This is a genomic window from Streptomyces avidinii (assembly GCF_014650695.1).
GTDB classification, from domain to species: domain Bacteria; phylum Actinomycetota; class Actinomycetes; order Streptomycetales; family Streptomycetaceae; genus Streptomyces; species Streptomyces avidinii.
Genome location: NZ_BMVL01000006.1, coordinates 300645 through 317118, shown reverse-complemented (window position 1 = coordinate 317118; position 16474 = coordinate 300645). Strand labels below are relative to the sequence as shown.

General features: G+C 70.2%; 16 protein-coding genes. 8 read left to right on the top strand and 8 right to left on the bottom strand.

Annotated elements, in window-relative coordinates; translation table 11 throughout:
- Positions 1-14: 14 nt before the first annotated feature.
- Positions 15-1697: a glycosyltransferase family 2 protein gene (locus tag IE257_RS17890; protein WP_189969744.1), complete on the bottom strand. Its 1683-nt coding sequence runs from the start codon at positions 1695-1697 to the stop codon at positions 15-17.
- A gap of 753 nt (positions 1698-2450) precedes the next feature.
- Positions 2451-3095 carry a ScbR family autoregulator-binding transcription factor gene (locus IE257_RS17885; protein ID WP_229920461.1) on the bottom strand — a complete coding sequence of 215 codons (645 nt, stop codon included), beginning with the start codon at positions 3093-3095 and terminating at the stop codon, positions 2451-2453.
- A 274-nt stretch (positions 3096-3369) separates the two neighbouring features.
- On the opposite strand from IE257_RS17885, the gene IE257_RS17880 reads away from it, so the two are divergent.
- The 3 genes from IE257_RS17880 to IE257_RS17870 all read left to right on the top strand — a co-directional run bounded on the left by IE257_RS17880 (position 3370) and on the right by IE257_RS17870 (position 6603).
- Complete coding sequence (locus tag IE257_RS17880) at positions 3370-4554, top strand: epoxide hydrolase family protein (RefSeq protein ID WP_189969742.1); 1185 nt, start codon at positions 3370-3372, stop codon at positions 4552-4554.
- Positions 4555-4633: 79 nt separating this feature from the next.
- On the top strand, positions 4634-5230 hold the full coding sequence (locus tag IE257_RS17875; RefSeq protein ID WP_189969740.1) for an MBL fold metallo-hydrolase: 597 nt from the start codon (positions 4634-4636) through the stop codon (positions 5228-5230).
- A 65-nt stretch (positions 5231-5295) separates the two neighbouring features.
- Entirely contained in the window at positions 5296-6603 is a 1308-nt protein-coding gene (locus IE257_RS17870; RefSeq protein ID WP_189969738.1) for an MFS transporter, read from the top strand.
- Here IE257_RS17870 and IE257_RS17865 read toward each other — a convergent pair.
- Entirely contained in the window at positions 6585-7082 is a 498-nt protein-coding gene (locus IE257_RS17865; RefSeq protein WP_189969736.1) for a C40 family peptidase, read from the bottom strand. The two genes, IE257_RS17870 and IE257_RS17865, sit on opposite strands and share 19 nt — an antisense overlap.
- Before the next feature lie 285 nt (positions 7083-7367).
- Between IE257_RS17865 and IE257_RS17860 the strand changes: the two genes are divergently transcribed.
- A complete protein-coding gene (locus tag IE257_RS17860) occupies positions 7368-8411 on the top strand; it encodes a S66 family peptidase (RefSeq protein ID WP_189969734.1) in 1044 nt (347 codons plus the stop codon).
- Positions 8412-8478: 67 nt separating this feature from the next.
- Here the strand turns inward: IE257_RS17860 and IE257_RS17855 are convergent, their stop codons facing one another.
- The 4 genes from IE257_RS17855 to IE257_RS17840 form a co-directional block, all read right to left on the bottom strand.
- Positions 8479-9291 (bottom strand): ABC transporter permease, encoded by an 813-nt coding sequence (locus tag IE257_RS17855; protein WP_229920460.1) that lies wholly within the window; start codon positions 9289-9291, stop codon positions 8479-8481.
- Positions 9288-10304: an ATP-binding cassette domain-containing protein gene (locus IE257_RS17850; protein ID WP_189969732.1), complete on the bottom strand. Its 1017-nt coding sequence runs from the start codon at positions 10302-10304 to the stop codon at positions 9288-9290. The genes IE257_RS17855 and IE257_RS17850 overlap by 4 nt, the downstream gene beginning before the upstream one ends.
- A gap of 82 nt (positions 10305-10386) precedes the next feature.
- On the bottom strand, positions 10387-10656 hold the full coding sequence (locus IE257_RS17845; RefSeq protein WP_189969730.1) for a hypothetical protein: 270 nt from the start codon (positions 10654-10656) through the stop codon (positions 10387-10389).
- Positions 10657-10804: 148 nt separating this feature from the next.
- Positions 10805-11290 (bottom strand): lamin tail domain-containing protein, encoded by a 486-nt coding sequence (locus IE257_RS17840; RefSeq protein WP_189969728.1) that lies wholly within the window; start codon positions 11288-11290, stop codon positions 10805-10807.
- Between the two features lie 497 nt (positions 11291-11787).
- On the opposite strand from IE257_RS17840, the gene IE257_RS17835 reads away from it, so the two are divergent.
- Positions 11788-12033, top strand: coding sequence for a DUF6296 family protein (locus IE257_RS17835; protein ID WP_189969726.1), 246 nt, complete (start codon positions 11788-11790; stop codon positions 12031-12033).
- A 201-nt stretch (positions 12034-12234) separates the two neighbouring features.
- Complete coding sequence (locus IE257_RS17830) at positions 12235-13341, top strand: sugar ABC transporter substrate-binding protein (protein WP_229920459.1); 1107 nt, start codon at positions 12235-12237, stop codon at positions 13339-13341.
- A 293-nt stretch (positions 13342-13634) separates the two neighbouring features.
- On the opposite strand, the gene IE257_RS17825 is transcribed toward IE257_RS17830, so the two are convergent.
- Positions 13635-14816 (bottom strand): carboxylate-amine ligase, encoded by a 1182-nt coding sequence (locus tag IE257_RS17825; protein ID WP_189969724.1) that lies wholly within the window; start codon positions 14814-14816, stop codon positions 13635-13637.
- 366 nt (positions 14817-15182) lie between these two features.
- Between IE257_RS17825 and IE257_RS17820 the strand changes: the two genes are divergently transcribed.
- The gene (locus IE257_RS17820; RefSeq protein WP_189969722.1) at positions 15183-15716 is read left to right on the top strand and encodes a type 1 glutamine amidotransferase domain-containing protein; all 534 of its coding nucleotides are present in this window, start codon (positions 15183-15185) and stop codon (positions 15714-15716) included.
- A gap of 90 nt (positions 15717-15806) precedes the next feature.
- The gene (locus IE257_RS17815; RefSeq protein WP_189969720.1) at positions 15807-16466 is read left to right on the top strand and encodes an HAD family hydrolase; all 660 of its coding nucleotides are present in this window, start codon (positions 15807-15809) and stop codon (positions 16464-16466) included.
- Positions 16467-16474 lie beyond the last annotated feature (8 nt).

The window sequence follows — 16474 nt, the reverse complement described above, 5'->3', positions numbered from 1 at the left end:
GACGATGGTGCCTTTCAACTGAGCCAGGGGAGCATCGGGTCGACCCATCCCGATGCCAGCAGGCCGGTGAGCAGGAGGACCGCCGAGGCGGCCACGGTCTCGGGCCAGCGGCGCGGCAGCATGCCGCTGCGCGAGCGCAGCGCGGCCCGCAGCCGGGAGCGCACCGGTCCCGCGGTCGGGTGCAGTTCGGCCGCCAGGTCCCGGATCAGCGGGACGTTGATCTGGCACTGCACCAGGAGGTAGAGCAGCAGCCCCCAGTTGGGCTCCCAGCCGCCCCGGTGCACGGCCAGCGCGAAACCGGTGACGGCGGCGCCGTTGGACAGGACGAGCCAGACCAGCGAGACGGCGATCACCCGGCGGGCCATCCCGCCCCGGGCCGGCCCCCCGCGCGTACCGGTGGGCACCCATGCGGCGCTGCGCCCCCGCAGCGTGTGCACGAACGCGGTGGCCGCGGCCACGCTCGTCAGGACGTTCGCCCGGATGACCTCCACCCGCCAGCGCGTCCGGCTGATCCTCGGCAGCAGCACGTGCCACAGCCACAGCGGGGCGAGCAGCGGCAGCACGTGCCAGGGCCGGATGTGTTCCGGGTACCGGAACATCATCACCAGTGGCGGCAGCGGCGCCACGAACGTGTTCACCGCGGTGGTCAGATAGCCGACGATGCCCTCGTAGAAGCACAGCCGCATCCGCCAGGGCGCGCGCATGCGCCGCAGCACGGGCGTGCCGAGCAGGTGGAGGTTGCCCATCGCCCACCGGTACTGCTGGTTGACGAAGGAGGTGACCCGGTCGGGCGAGGTGCCCTTGGCCACGAGCACCGGCACGTACAGCGTGCGGAACCCCTGCTCGTGGAGAGCGAGACCGGTGTACAGGTCCTCGCTGTGGTCGAGCCGGGCGAAGCCGCCCGCCCGGTCGATCGCGCTGCGCCGGTACACGGCGTTGCTGCCGCAGCAGATGGCCGCGTCGCTCGCGTCCCGCGACGGCTGGATCCAGCGGAAGAACCACTCCTGCGCGGAGCCGGCCGCCCGCTGGATCCACCCCATGGTCTCGTCGGTGTCGAAGCACTGCGGGCTCTGCACGATGCCGACGGCGGGGTCGGCCAGATAGGGCACCAGGTGGCGCAGGAAGTCCGGCCTCGGGGCGAAGTCGGCGTCCAGGATCGCGATGAACTCGGCGCTGCTCAGGGTGAGCGCGTGGTTGAGGTTGCCGGCCTTCTTCAGGTGGCCCCGGTCGGGCCGTACGACGTACTCGTAGCCGTACGAGGCCGCCAGCGCGGCGACTTCGGGCCGGTCGGCGTCGTCCAGGACCCAGACGGTCAGCGCGCCGGGCCAGTCGACGGCCGCGACGGCGCGGTAGGCGTTGCCGAGCACGTCGAGGGGCTCGCCGCAGGTCGGCAGGTACAGGTCGACGCCGGGTGGCGCGGCGGGCTGCCAGGCGTGGACGAGCACCTCGTGCGACTGCCGGGTGAGTCGGCGCTGGCGCAGGCTGTTGACGGAGGAGAGGGCGAGAGCCACGACGTTGAGGCCGAGGACGGCGAGGAAGGCCCACAGGGCCGGCGTGCGCAGGGCGAAGGTGAACATGGTCGCGGCGGTGAACACGAAGGCGAGCGAGGTACTGACGAGCACCCAGCGGCGCTGCGGGCCGAAGTACCAGTAGAGCTCTTCGTCGGATGGTGGTTGCGGAAGATGATGAAAGGTCATAAAGCCCCCCACGGCTGTGCATGTACCCGTTTCAGGTGGCCCACCCTAGTCCCAAAGGTATAGACCAGTTGTTGCGAGAATGTGGCACCGGAGCCAATGCGCCACGGAATTGGCGCGACTTCATTGGTCCAGACCTCTTGATGTGGCCATTCGACCGGCCGCGCCCGGCCGGTCCGGGAAGGTGCGGGCCACGTGGGGGTGAACAGTCCTGGAACTCGCCGGGGAGGCCGGGTCATTGGTCGCCGGCGGGCTCGGCCGGCCGGGGCGGTGAAGATCCGGTCGAGGTGGTGGTGGAGTACCGCAACGGCCGACTCGGGCTTCCGTCGACCCATGGCGTCCTCTGTGCGGAGGGTGCGTCCACCGTCTCCGAGGAGGACGTCGAGGCGAGCCTCGGCACCACACGCGTCTACCGGTGCGGCCCCGCGGACCCGGCAGCCGAGTGGCGCACGCCCGTCGGCCTGATGCGCGGTCGGGCGGCCGCTCCGCCCAGCGGTGCCCCAACACCCTTGGCCTCGGTGCCGAGCGCCCCGTTCATGCTCTCGACACTCCCGGCGGCCCCGGCCGGAGCGTCCGGCGCGAGCCCGTGTGGCAGCCGGAGCGTGCGGCCCAGTGGATGGACGAAGCCCTCCCCGCCTGCGCCGTTAGGGTCGACGGTGGGTCCGGCCGGTGGTGCGGTTCGGATCAGGGCGGTCTCGGCCACGCCGTGACGAGCACCCCCGTGGTTCGCCACGGCGTGTGCGAGGCCGTCCTGCGTCAGTGGGTGGCAGTCGGCTGTGTGGCCGCCGGCGTGCCCGTGGGGAGGAAGCTGTCGATGCGCTGCGCGGGGACGATCGTGGGGAGGAGGAAGTTCCACAGGTCGGTGACGCGGGTGTGGAGGTCCTCGCGGCGGGTGCGGACGTGCGAGGTGACCTGAATGCCGGTGAAGGCTGCGACGAGCAGCGTCGAGAGGGCCCGCACGTCGAGCGACGGGTGTATGTCACCGCGTTCCTGAGCCGGTGTCAGGCAGTTGCGGCAGGTGTCGATCCAGGTGTCGTAGGGGGTCGGGTCGGGGTTGGTGAAGGAACCGAACTCGATGACCAGGCGGATGCCGGCGCGGATGCGGACGTCGGTCCGCAGCCCGTGGGCCATCCGGTGGGTGAGGTCGATGACGGTCTGCAGGCCCGGCTCCTCGATGGCGGAGAGGTGTTCGGAGACCTGGAACTGCTCGTCCATCAGGGTGCGTGCGAGGGCTTCCTTGGACGGGAAGTGGAAGTAGAGGGCGCCTTTGGTGACTCCGGCGTGCTTGACGACGTCGCTGAGGCTGGTGCCGTCGAACCCGCTGACGTCGAAGGCGGTGGCCGCACCGGTGAGTATGGCCTGGCGGGTGATCTCGGCCCGCTCCTGTCTCGCCCTCGCCACGTGCGCTCGTCTCCCCGGTCGCTTCCCGCGCGCTGGTCGCTGCGGTGTGCCGTCAATCTAGTCGGGCGACTCGAAAGGAAACCAGTCGACCAGTACTTTTTTGTGGCGGCGGGTGATTGGTTCGCGCAGTTGTGTGACCGTTTGCCTGATTGTTTCTCTGCGACGACTTGGGTGGACTCGGTAACAGACCTGTGGAGAAGGTGAGTTGACCGCTCCGCAGGAGGGTCGCGAGGCGGATCCCGATAAGCCCGCCGGACGGCCTAGCATGCGGGCCATGAGTGATCTTGACGAACGAGTGTGCGGGTTTCGGCTCGACGTGGCCGAGGGGGAGCTGGACGAGCTGCGGGAGCGGCTGGGGCGGGTGCGGTGGCCCGACGAGCTGCCAGGGGTCGGGTCGGCGTACGGCATGCCGCTCGCCCGGATGCGCGACCTCGCCCGGTACTGGCGCGAGGAGTACGACTGGCGGGCGGCCGAGGCCCGGCTGAACGAGTGGCCGCAGTTCACCACCGTCGTCGACGGGGCGCGGGTGCACTTCGCCCATGTCCGTTCGCCCGAGCCGGCCGCGACACCGCTGCTCATGACGCACGGCTGGCCCGGATCGCCGGTGGAGTTCCAGCGCGTCGCAGGCCCGCTGACGGATCCCCGCGCGCACGGGGGCGACCCGGCGGACGCCTTCCACCTGGTGCTGCCGAGCATCCCCGGCTTCGGGCTCTCGGGGCCCACGGCCGAACCCGGCTGGGAGTTCAAGCGGGTGGCCCGGGCCTTCGGCGTGCTGATGGAACGGCTGGGGTACCCGTCGTACGGGGTGCAGGGCGGCGACTGGGGAGCCGCGATCTCCCGGGAGCTCGGGCGGATCCGGCCGGACCGCGTCATCGGGGTGCACCTGAACCTGCTGCCCGGGGGCGGGGCCACCACCGAACCTCGGCCGGAGGAGTTGGCCGCACTGACCCCCGCCGAGCGGGAGCGGACGCTGGCGTCCTGGGAGCGGTACCGGATCTGGGCGCGCGAGCGGCAGGGGTACGCCGACATCCAGGCGACCCGGCCGCAGACCCTCGCGTACGGGCTGAACGACTCACCGGTCGGCCTGCTTGCCTGGATCGCGGAGAAGTTCGACGAGTGGAGCGATCCCGCGTGCCCGGTGGACCGCGATCAGATGCTGACCAATGTGATGCTGTACTGGCTCACCGGCACCGCCGGCAGCGCGGCCCGCATCTACTACGAGCGCGCACACGCCGCCTATGCCGGTCAGCCGCCGGAGGTGTCGCACACCCCGACCGCACTGGCCGACTTCCCCCGGGACAACTTCATCCCGCTGCGCCACATCGCCGCGCGGACCGACACCGTCGTGCGCTGGACCTCGTACGACCGCGGCGGCCACTTCCCGGCCATGGAGGTGCCGGAGCTGCTGGTGGGGGACATCCGGGCCTTCTTCCGGCACCTGTCGCCGACCGGCAGGTGAAGCCGCGGTGCCCCGTCGGGGCGAAAGGTCATCGAAGGAGCGACAGGAGAATATCCGCGGCGCGGTACGGTCCGAGGCCATGGTGATCACGAAGTACACCCACGCATGTGTCCGGATCGAGCGGGGCGGCCGTGTTCTCGTCATCGATCCGGGGACGTGGAGCGAACCGGCCGCACTGGCCGGTGCGGATGCCGTTCTGGTGACGCACGAACACGCCGACCATGTCGATGTGCTGCGCCTGGCCGGGCTCGGAGTGCCGGTCCACGCCCCTGCCGACGCGGAGATCCCGGGGCTGGAGGTCAACGGGGTTTACTCCGGAACGGAGTTCACGGCCGCGGGCTTCCGCATACGGGCGGTCGGCGGGCGCCACGCGTTCATCTACGGGGGCCAACCCGACTGCGCGAACCTCGGCTACGTCATCGACGACGCGCTCTACCACCCGGGTGACTCGCTGCACGTGCCCGAGCAGGAGATCGAGACGCTTCTGGTCCCGGTGCACGGGTCATGGCTGAAAACGGTGGAGGCGATCGACTTTGTCAAGGCAGTCGGGCCGCAGCGGGCGTTCGCCATCCATGACGCCCAGATCAACGAGCGGGGCCTCGCCGGCGTCAACGGCTGGCTCGCCGAGGAGACCGACCACGGATACCGGTACCTGCGGCCCGGCGAATCGCTCTGAGACCGGGGAGTTCCGGCCCGACGGGGTGAACGAGCGGCGTCGCAGGGCAGGTTAGGCTCCGTGGAATGGTTCGACAGGGATCCCTCTCCACACTGCGGCACAAGCCGTTCAGGCTCTTTCTTCTGGCACGGCTCGTCTCGATGAGCGGAACGGCGATGGCCCCCGTGGCCCTGGCCTTCGCGGTACTCGGATTCGACAGCGGCCCGGCATCCCTGGCCATCGTCCTCGCTGCCAACACCGCTCCGCAGCTCGTCCTGCTCCTCGTCGGAGGAGTGATCGCGGACCGGTTCTCCCGCCAACGGGTCATGGTGTTCGGCAACTTGGTACCGGCTGTCACTCAGGGCTGCGTCGCCCTCCTCGTGGTTTCCGGCGCGGCCACGACAGGGCGGATCGCCCTGTTCGCGGCGCTGGCGGGCTGTGCGTCGGCGTTGACCCAGCCCGCCATGAACAGTGTGCTGCCGCAGCTCGTCGATCCCGGCGAGCTGCAGCAGGCGAACGCGCTGATGCGGTTGCCCAGCAACCTGATCCGCATCCTCGCGCCGGCGGTCGGCGGCGCCCTCGTCGCACTGGTCGGGCCTGAGCTGACCCTGGGCTGGGACGCCGCCAGTTTCGCGGTCGCGGCCCTCCTCTGCAGCCGTCTCGGCGTGTCCGGACCCGCCAAGACGCCGGCTTCAGTCTTCCGCGACTTCAAGGATGGCTGGCAGGAGTTCTCCCGTCTCTTCTGGGTCTGGTCCTATGTGCTGTCCGGGACGGTGGTCGTCGCCCTCTGGCTCGGCGGTTATCAACTCCTCGGCCCTGTCGTGGCGGTGAACGGCCGGCTGGGCGCGCCCTCCTGGGGCATCGTCCAAGGGGCCTTCGCGGCAGGCCTGTTCCTGGGCGGAATCGTTTCGCTCACCTGGAAACCGTCCAGGATCATGGTCGCGTGCGTGTGCGCCAACGTGCCGCTCGCGCTGCCCCTCGTCGCGCTCGCCGAGGGCGCGCCGCTGGCCGTGCTCGCGGGGGCGGCCGTCCTGGCGGGCATCGGTCTCGACATCGCGATCGTGTGCTGGAGCACCGCCGTGCAGGAACATCTGCCGGCCGAGGTGCTCGGGCGGGTCAGCTCCTTCAGCTCGGCCGGTGAGCTCATGTCCGTGCCGCTGGGCTACCTCGTCGTGGGTGCCGCCGCGACCTCCCTCGGCACGGAAACCGTCCTTCTCTGGAGTGCGGTACTGATGACCGCGGCGAGTCTGGTGCTGCTGCTCGCCCCGAGCGTGTGGGCGGTCCGCAGGCTGTCCGCCGGCCCCGGACCGGCCGCGGCAGCGGCGGGAGACCAGGACCACCGGGACGGCCGGAGCCGGACCGGCCGGGCGCCCGATCAGGTGGCCCGCCCATAACGGACCGCTGAGCTCCAGATCCGCTCCAGCCGCACCCGGGTGCCGGGGCGTGGGGCGTGCCAGATCCGGTTGTCGCCGGCGTAGATCCCGACGTGGGTCATGGTCGCGCCGCTCGGGAAGAAGACCAGGTCACCGGCCGCGCGATCGGCCTCGGGGATGTGGCGGGTGTGCTCGTACTGCTGGTCGGCGGTGCGTGGGAGACGCTTGCCCGCCTTCTTGAAGGCGTAGAGGGTGAGGCCCGAACAGTCGAAGCGCTTTGGGCCGGTGGCGCCGTAGGCATACGGCGAGCCCTGTTTGGAGGCGGCCACCGCGACGGCTCTGGCGCCATACGGGGCGGTGGCGTGCGCCGGGGTCGCGGGGCCGCTGAGGGCGGCGGCCGTCAGGAGGAGCAGGGAGAGGACGGCGCGGGCTCTGGGGCAACAGAACGTGGGGGGAAGGCCCTTGGGGGTCTTTCGGAAGTCGGTCCTGAAGCAGGACATCGTGACACCTCCGCAATCGGTTGGCAGGTAACAGTCAGGTCAGTGGTCGTGGTCCTGTTCTCGGTCGGATGCGTCATGGCTCTGACGGCGGACCAGTTTTCTCCGACGTGACGCGCCGAACCGTGTCGGACACAGTGGTATTTGTCTCGATTTTGCATTCGATTCGAGATCATCGGCATGGATGACTATCCGACGCATATGCCCGAAATGGCGGGTTTAGTCGCGCGTGTAGCCGTGCGCGCAGGGGCCCGTGACGGCCGATCCGCAGACTTCTATGATCATCGGATGTCAGATCCTCGCTATCCCACGAAGCCCCGTCCCGGAGACCGGGTCGCAGTGCTGTCTCCCTCGTCCGGCCTCCCCGGCCTGTTTCCGCTGCCCTACGAGTTGGGCGTGCGTCGACTCCAGGAGGACTTCGGACTGAAGGTGGTGGAGTATCCGACGACCCGGAGGGTGGGTGCGACGCCCGAGGAGCGGGCCGCGGACATCCACGCGGCCTTCGCGGACCCGGAGATCAAGGCGGTGATCGCCAGCATTGGCGGCGACGACCAGATCGCCGTCCTTCCCCACCTCGACCGCGACCTGCTGCGGGCCGGTCCCAAGCCGTTCTTCGGCTACAGCGACAACACCAACCTGCTCTTGTTCCTCCGGGACTTGGGGATCGTCGGCTACCACGGCGGCTCGGTCATGGTCGAGCTCGGGCGGCCCGGCGCGCTGCACCCGTCGACCGCCGCCTCGCTCCGGGCGGCGCTGTTCACCTCGGGCGAGTTCGAGCTCACCTCGGCAAGCAGCTACGGAGACGTCAACGGCCCGTGGGACGACCCGCACACCTTCGCGTCCGAGCCGCACATGGAACCGGCCGACGGCTGGTCCTGGCACTACGCCGATCGCGTCGTCGAGGGCATCGGCTGGGGCGGCAACCTGGAGGTCATCTCCTGGATGCTGATGGCCGACCGGGCGGTGCAACCGGCCGAGACCTACGCCGGCAACGTGCTCTTCCTGGAGACGTCCGAGGAGATGCCGCGCGCCGAAGAGGTGTACCGGATCCTGCGGAGCATGGGTGAACGCGGGTTGCTGCGACAGTTCCCCGCGCTGCTCATGGGCAGGGCGAAGAGCTGGTCCTTCGAGAACCGCCTGGATGCCCAGGGCAAGGCCGGCTTCCGGCTGCAACAGCGCGAGGCCGTCCTGAGGGCCCTCCAGCAGTACGCCCCCGACACCATGGTCGTGTTCGACGTCGACCTCGGCCACACCGACCCGCAACTCGTGGTCCCCGTCGGAGGCCGCATCCGGGTGGACGGCCCGGCACGCAGGATCGTCGTCACCTACTGAACCGCATCGGGAGCCGGATGAGGAACCGGGGTCGAGCCGGACCCGGGTCGGGTCCGGGGCCCGTCGCTCAGTGGCTCTCGGAGCGATAGGCGCGCAGCGCCAGGGGCATGAAGACCGCGGTGATGCCCGCCGCCCAGAGCAGCGACCAGAGGATCGGTCCGCCCGCCGGAGTGCCGAGCAGCAACCCGCGGAAGGCGTCCGACAGATGCGTCACGGGGTTGACCTCGACCCATGCCTGGAGCCACCCGGGCATGGTGTCGACCTCGACGAACGCGCTGCTCGTGAAGGTGAGCGGGAAGATGAAGGTGAAGGCGTAGACCTGCACCTTCTCCGGGTCCCCGGCCACCATGCCGATGAGCACCGCCGTCCACGACACGGCCGCGGCGAATGTCAGCAGCAGCAGGGCCGCCCCGATGAAGCCCGGGGGACCACCGGTTATCTCGAAGCCCAGCACCACGCCCAGCGCGATCATCAGGAGCATGGCCCACAGCTGTTTGGCCAGGTCGGCCGCGATCCGCCCGAACAACGGGGCCGAACGGGCGATCGGCAGGCTGCGGAGCCGGTCGAACACGCCCTTGGTCAGGTCGGTGTTCAGCGACATGGCGGTATACATGCTCATGAACAGCGTGTTCTGAACGATGATCCCGGCAAGCGCGTACTGGAGGTACTCCTGAGGGGAGCCCGCCATCTGCCCGCCGAAGACGTAGGTGAACAGGAACACGAACATGATGGGCGTGATGCTGTAGTCGACGAGCTCCAGCGGATTGTGCTTCACCGAGACCAGGCTGCGCCACGCCATGGTGGCGGTCTGCCGCAGGGCGGGCAGGGGCCGCACCCTTCCGCCGCGGCCCAGGCTGTCCGTGAGGGTCGTGCCGGTCACGACGGCCTCCCCGCTTCCGCGTACGCGCTGTCGTCATCGGCGTCATCGGCGTCATCGGCTTCGTCCCGAGCAGCGCTGCCCGGCTCGGCACGGTGGCCGGTCAGGGCGATGAACACCTCGTCGAGGGTGGAACGACGCAGAGTGAGCTCTCCGACGGGGATACCCGACTGGTCGAGCCGGCGTACGACACGTGGCATGAGCGCCGGATCGTTGACGGGGGCGAGGATGCCGTCGCCCTCGGTCTTGGTCTGCGGACCGGCCTCCTCCGCGACCAGGGCGTGCGCCGCGTCGAGATCGGCGGGGCGGACCGGGCGCAGGTGCAGGACCTGACCGCCGACCTGGGCCTTCAGCTCGTCCGGCGTACCGCCGGCGATCACCCGACCGTTGTCGATCACCACGATGCTGTCGGCGAGCCGGTCCGCCTCGTCCAGATACTGCGTGGTCAGCAGCGTGGTCATGCCCTCCGCCACCAGGAGGCGCAGCATGTCCCACACCTCACCGCGGCTGTGCGGATCGAGCCCGGTGGTCGGCTCGTCCAGGAAGAGGATCTGCGGCCGCCCGACCAGGCTGGCCGCGAGGTCGAGACGCCGCCTCATACCGCCCGAGTAGGTCTTCACGGCCCGCCCCGCCGCGTCACTCAGATGAAACCGGTCGAGCAGCTCGGCGGAGCGGGCACGTGCCCCGCCGCGCGACATGCCGAGCAGGCGCCCGATCATCAGCAGGTTCTCCGTGCCGCTCATGTTCTCGTCGACGGCCGCGTACTGCCCGGTCAGCCCGATGAGGGAGCGGACCCGGCCCGCCTCCCGCACCACGTCGTGCCCGCCCACCTCGGCCCGGCCCTCGTCCGGGCGCAGCAGCGTGGCGAAGATACGGACGGCGGTCGTCTTTCCCGCGCCGTTGGGACCGAGGAGACCGAGCACGGTACCCGCCGGAACTGCAAGGTCCACCCCGGCCAGCGCACGGGTCTCCTTGAACCGCTTGGCCAAGCCCTCGGCCTGGATCGCGTACCTCACGGGATCACCTCGTTCGGCGCAGGATTCGGCATCCCTTCCACTGTGACCCACACCACTGAAGGTCGGCCCGCCGACGGCCCCGTCAGCCGCAGCCGGCCACGACGGTGGCCCGGGTGGCTATCCGCATCCGGTCCTGCGCGTACTCCACGGTCTCGCCCGGGAGGATCAGCAGCCCGGGTTCCTCGTCCTGGCCGGCCGCTCCGATCGGCTGCACCTGCACGGCCGGGCCGAGACCACCGGCCATGAACACCGTCGGGTCGACCTCCCAGCCGTGCACGGCGAGCCACAGCTCCAGCGCCGCCGTGTCCCCCGCCTCTGCACCGCGCGGCCATTCGAACGTCGTGCTCCCCATACCTGCCCCCTGTAGGTGGTCGGATCACCGCCGTTGATCCTGCCACCCACCACTGACAGTCGCCGCCGATTATCGCGCCGTGTCCTGGAACACGGGCGTGCCCGCACCCCCGCCTCGCGCGGGGGTGCGGGCACGACGGACGGCCGGGTCAGCCGTTGCGGTGGTGCCGGCGGCCGTTCCAGGAGTCGCTGTCGACGACGTTGCCGCGGTTGTCGCGCAGGGTGGCGGTGTCGCGCTCGTCCCAGATCTGGTGGCGGCGGTCCTGGTAGACGTCGCGGCGGGTGTCGCGGCCCTGGCCCGTGTGGACCTTGACGCTGGAGCGGCCGTCGAGGCGGAAGTCGGCGAAGCGGTAGCGGTTGCCCTGGCGGTCGGTGAGGGTGAAGCCGCGCAGGTTGACGCCGTGGCGGCCGGTGTTCTTCACCTCGACCCATTCCCGGTTGAGCGCCTGGGCGGAGCGGTCGCGGCCGCCGCTGCCGTACTGGACGTCGCTGATCACGATCGAGGACTGCGGGGCCCGGTGGTCGCGGTCGCGCCGGTGGTCGTCAGCGGTGGCCGGGAGGGCAGCGGCGCCGACCAGGGCGCCTGCGGCCAGGAATGCGGCAACGACCCGGCGGGTGGCGAGAGAAGCAGACATGAAGATGACCCCTTCAACAGACAGCAGCCCTGCCCGGCTCGAGTGAGGCGGGTGGGCTTCGAACAGTTCCCGGCGTCCTGCCGAGGAGCCACACTCTGGCCCTCAAGTGCCATCAAAAGCCACCAATTCGGGGCGTGTTGCAAAATGCGGACCTTTCGGTGACTGTCCCTTGTAGTGGACACATGTCAACTCCACGCTGACGCGCAAGGCGGGGAGAGGTGCGGCAGGCCTTGGCAGGCCCGGCGTCGGGGGCCCGTCTGTCGGGAGGTCGTTGCCCCGCGACATGTTCCGGCCCTGCGCCGAACGGGTTCAGGGCCTCGTAACAGCCGCTCGCACCGTTTCTTCGGACACGCTCGCGCAGATGGTTCTGGTGTTCTGCCGGACTCGGGGTGCCGCGCGGGCGGCAGCCGTGCTCTGCCCGATAATGGGACGGAAAGGGCATTCGCCCGCCGGTGGAACCAGTCGCCCCGAAGGTGTCGGGCGCAGAGGAGGCCGCAATGGGACGGGACAGCACGTACGAACTGGTTTTCGTCGCCCCCGAGCATGCGGCACCGGGTGGAGAGGAAACGGTCCTCGTGCACCGCACCGACCGGTCCGGACCCGGCGGCCACCCGATCTACGCCGACGAAACCGGCATCGTCCAGGCGGAGATCAGCGACCAGGGCGACGTGCGCATGATCGCGAGCGGCGGCCATCAGGAGCCCGCCTCACGGGTCCGGGTTCGGCCGGTATCGACCGGCTGAGCTTTCGATTCATAAGTTGAATCGTTGCAGGGGAATCAATGATGGTGGATTGCCACTGAAAGGCCTGAATGTGCGAATGCGCACAGTGATGGCAACGTTGCCATCACGTTAACAATTCACTTCTTGACGAGGGTGTCAGTGCCGAGTTGACTGCCTCTACCTCGGCCGCAAGGACACGGCCTCGTCAGGGAGGTTTACGTCGTGAACACATATCTGGGTCGTGCCGCCGTTGTTGTCGCAGCTTCGGCGATGACCGTCTCGCTCACCGCCTGCGGCAGCGGGGAGGACGCCGACGGAAGACCGGGCGGCTCTGTCAAGGACGACGCGATCAAGGTCGGTCTGCTGCTTCCGGAGGACCAGACCGCGCGTTACGAGAACTTTGACAAGCCGCTGATCGAGAAGGAGATCGCCAAACTCACCCGCGGCCGGGGCAAAGTGGTTTATGCCAATGCCAAGCAGGATGCGACCGCCCAGAACACTCAGGTCGATGCAATGATCACCGCCAAGGTGAACGCTTTGATCATCGACGCCGTGGATTCCAAGGCGATCGCGGGAGCGGTCAAGCGGGCCAAGGACGCGGGAATCCCGGTCATCGCCTACGACCGGCTGGCGGAAGGCCCCATCGACGCCTACACCTCCTTCGACAACGAGGACGTGGGCCGGGTCCAGGGCAAGGCGCTGCTGGACGCGCTGGGTGACAAGGCCAGGGACGGCCAGATCGTCATGGTGAACGGTTCGCTCACCGACCCGAACGCCAAGCAGTTCAAGTCCGGTGCGCACTCCGTCCTGGACGGCAAGGTGAACGTCGGCAAGGAGTACGACACCGTCGAGTGGAAGCCGGAGAACGCCGGCGCCAGCATGACGGCCGCCCTCTCGGCGCTCGGTAAGGGCCGGATCGCGGGCGTCTACTCGGCCAACGACGGCATGGCCGGCGGCATCATCACCGCCCTCAAGGCGGCCGGTGTCTCCCCGCTTCCGCCCGTCACCGGCCAGGACGCCGAACTCGCCGGTGTGCAGCGCATCGTCGCGGGCGAGCAGTACATGACGGTCTACAAGAGCTACGCCCCGGAGGCCGCGGCCGCAGCGGAGATGGCCTACGCCCTTGCCAAGGGGCAGAAGATCGACGGACTCATCAACCAGATCGTGGACAGCCCGACCACCAAGCGCGTGCCGTCGGTGCTCGTCCCCGGTGTCGCGGTGACCAGGAACAACGTCAAGTCCACCGTGGTCGATGACGGCATCTTCACGATTGCCGCGATCTGCACCGACCGGATCAAGGCTGCCTGCGAGGAGATCGGCCTGCGGTAGCGGGCCCGCGGTGGCGGTGCGGCGGGGGCAGGACAGAGCAGGGGCAGGGGCAGGGGCAGGGCGGGCGGGGGAGTGCCGGGGGCGTGTGGCCAAGGCCACCGTCAAGGCCCGAACATTCCATTTCGGCTGATCGGCTCGCTATCGTGACGATCCGATCCCCTCACCCACTGGTCCGGATGGTCAGCCCGTGTCCGCAGACTTCTCCCTCTCGCCCCTGATCGCTGCGACCGCGCAATGGCTCACCCGGGCCTACCCCGCGGCCGGAGGCGCCCTGCAGCCCACCCCGACCGGCCTCAGGCGCTGATGGTCAGGTGCGCCAGCTCGTCGACCACGTACCGCAGCCGGCCCGCGCGCCGGAGTGCGGCACGCTGGCGGTCGGCCCCCGTGCCCTTCCTGCGGAGCGCGTCGAGCAGCCGGTCGACCTCCGCCTCGTCCCCCGCCGCCCGTAGCCCTGGACCGGCCGCCCTGACCAGGGCGTCGATCAGGGCCCGGGCCGGTACGTAATCGCCTGTGAACGGGTCGAGGGCGACACCGGCGGCGCCGTACCGTGCCGCGCACCGGTGCGCGTCGGACAGCCGCGCGACGGAGATGCCGGGCGGCGGCCGGTCCTCGTCGGCCCGCGCGAGGAGCGTGGCGCACAAGCCGCGCAGCAGCAGGGCGACGAGGAGGGTGGTGTCGAGGTCGGCATTGGTGTCCGTCACGCGGAACTCGATCGTCGGCTGGTGTTCCGACGGGCGCGCGAACCAGTAGATCATCCGGCGGTCCATGAGGACGCCGGATGCCACCAGGGCCTCCGCCGTCTCCTCGTACGAGGCCGGGTCCAGCAGCGGGGCCGGGCCCGCGGTGGGCCAGCGGCCGAATTCCAGGGCCCGCCAGCTGGAGAAGCCGGTGTCCAGTCCGCCCGCGAACGGCGAGTTCACGGCGAGCGCCTGGAGGGCGGGGAGCCAGGGGCGCACGTGGTTGGCCAGGAACAGGGCCTGGGCGCGGTCGGCGGTGCCCACGTGGACGTGGCATCCGCACACGATGCCCAGCCTGCCGTCGACGAGGGCGCCGAAGTGCCGGGCCATGCGGCGGTAACGCGGTGTGTCGGTCACCGGGATCGGCGCCGTCGGCGGCACCACGGGGGTGCCGGAGGCGACGAGCAGGCAGTGCGAGGCACGCGCCGCGTCGGCGACGGTGGCCCGGAGGCGGTGGAGCTGAGCCCGTAGATCGGTGGCGTCGCGCGTGGGCCGGGTGCAGGTCTCGATCATGCAGCGGTAGAACTCCGACTGCACCAGATCCCCCAGCAGGTACGAAGCCTCCCGGATCACCGGGCCGGCGCGTGGCACGGGAGCCCCGGTCAGCCGGTCGACGAGAAGGAACTCCTCCTCGACGCCCACGGTAGACACCACCGGCCCGCCGGTGGCGGAGAGCGCCGGGCCCGGGCGGAGGCCCGGGGCGCCGGCCGGAAGGATGCGCGGCTCAGTAGCGGTCATATAGCCCATTTACCCCGAAAACGACCCTGAAACAGCACCTCCGGGCCGGAGAGCTCGAACCGGCTTGACGCGCGCCCGTTCGGGCAGGCGCAGGATGTACCCGCCACCGCACGAAGGAGCAGAAGGGTGAACCGTACGGAACGGACCACCGAACCGGAGCCCGAGGGGCCCGGACCCACACCCACCTCGCCGGATCCGGTGCCACGGGACCCCCGCCCGGCCGACCCGGGACCGAAACCGCCCGAACCGGAGCCCCCGGGCCCCGCTCCCGGCAAGCCCCCGCCGGTACCGGAGCCCCCGGACTGAGCCGACCGACCCGACCGACCCGACCACCGCACACGACGGCAACCGAAGGATGTGAGCGCTGTGCGCATCGCCTTTCTGACGGCGCCCGAGGGCGTCGAGGAGATCGAACTCACCGAACCGTGGAAGGTTGTGCTCGAAGCCGGCTGGAACCCGCAGCTGGTGTCCACCGAACCGGGCCGCATCCAGGCCTTCCGCCACCTGGACAGGGCGGGCACGCACCCCGTCGACCGGGTCCTCTCGAGCCACACGGCCGAGAGTTTCGACGCCCTCGTCCTGCCCGGCGGCGTCGCCAACCCCGACGCGCTGCGGATGAACCGCCTGGCCGTGGACTTCACCCGGGACTTCATCGCGTCGGCGAAGCCCGTGGCTGCGATCTGCCACGCGCCCTGGCTGCTGGTGGAGGCGGACGCCGTCCGCGGTCGGACCCTGACCTCCTGGCCCAGCCTGGCCACCGACATCCGCAACGCGGGCGGCACCTGGGTGGACGAGACGGTGCAGGTCTGCCATGCGCAGCCCGCGACGCTGGTCACCAGCCGCAAACCGGGCGACCTGGACGCCTTCTGTGCGGCTCTCGTCAAGGAGTTCGGCGGCTGACCACCGTGCCCACGGCCGACCACCGTGCCCGCCGCTCCCGAGGACCGGGGGAGCGGCGGGCACGCCCCATCACGGAGGCTGATCCGCATCATGAACCGAGCCGCACTCTTCGACGTCGACGGAACACTCGCCGACACCAACCACCTGCACGTGACGTGCTGGTGGGAGGCGCTGCGGCAGGCCGGTCACACGGTGCCCATGCATCGCGTGCACCGCGCGCTCGGTCTGCCGGGCGACGACCTGATCGCGCAGCTGCTCGGCGATGACCGCGACAAGAGCGAGGACGACACCCTGAGCACCGCGCACGACACCCTGTACGGCACGTACTTCGACCGGCTGCCGAGCTTCGACCGCGCCGCGGACCTGCTGCGCGAACTCGACCGGAGTGGATGGCGGGTCGTGCTCGTCACCTCCGCGAACAGCAGGGAGCTGGAGGCCCTGAAGAGGGCGATCGACGCCGACGACGCCCTCACCGCCACGGCGAGTTCCGACGACGTGACCGAGGGCAAACCGGCACCCGACCCGGTGCACCATGCCCTCGATCTGGCCGGGGCGGCGGCGAGCCGCGCCGTATTCGTCGGCGACAGCGTCTGGGACATGAAAGCCGCCGTACGGGCCGGGGTCACCGGTGTCGGACTGCTCTGCGGCGGCGTACCGCGTGCCGACCTCGCGGAGGCCGGTGCCCGAGCCGTCTACGGGGACCCGGCGGACCTGCTGGAACACCTCGGCAGCAGCCCTCTCGCGCGGTAGGCCCGCTC

Excerpts from the sequence above, each read along its gene's own strand:
- IE257_RS17890 (WP_189969744.1), bottom strand. The coding sequence starts at position 1,697 with ATGACCTTTCATCATCTTCCGCAACCACCATCCGACGAAGAGCTCTAC.
- IE257_RS17880 (WP_189969742.1), top strand. The coding sequence starts at position 3,370 with ATGAGTGATCTTGACGAACGAGTGTGCGGGTTTCGGCTCGACGTGGCC.
- IE257_RS17875 (WP_189969740.1), top strand. The coding sequence starts at position 4,634 with ATGGTGATCACGAAGTACACCCACGCATGTGTCCGGATCGAGCGGGGC.
- IE257_RS17870 (WP_189969738.1), top strand. The coding sequence starts at position 5,296 with ATGGTTCGACAGGGATCCCTCTCCACACTGCGGCACAAGCCGTTCAGG.
- IE257_RS17865 (WP_189969736.1), bottom strand. The coding sequence starts at position 7,082 with ATGTCCTGCTTCAGGACCGACTTCCGAAAGACCCCCAAGGGCCTTCCC.
- IE257_RS17860 (WP_189969734.1), top strand. The coding sequence starts at position 7,368 with ATGTCAGATCCTCGCTATCCCACGAAGCCCCGTCCCGGAGACCGGGTC.
- IE257_RS17845 (WP_189969730.1), bottom strand. The coding sequence starts at position 10,656 with ATGGGGAGCACGACGTTCGAATGGCCGCGCGGTGCAGAGGCGGGGGAC.
- IE257_RS17840 (WP_189969728.1), bottom strand. The coding sequence starts at position 11,290 with ATGTCTGCTTCTCTCGCCACCCGCCGGGTCGTTGCCGCATTCCTGGCC.
- IE257_RS17835 (WP_189969726.1), top strand. The coding sequence starts at position 11,788 with ATGGGACGGGACAGCACGTACGAACTGGTTTTCGTCGCCCCCGAGCAT.
- IE257_RS17825 (WP_189969724.1), bottom strand. The coding sequence starts at position 14,816 with ATGACCGCTACTGAGCCGCGCATCCTTCCGGCCGGCGCCCCGGGCCTC.
- IE257_RS17815 (WP_189969720.1), top strand. The coding sequence starts at position 15,807 with ATGAACCGAGCCGCACTCTTCGACGTCGACGGAACACTCGCCGACACC.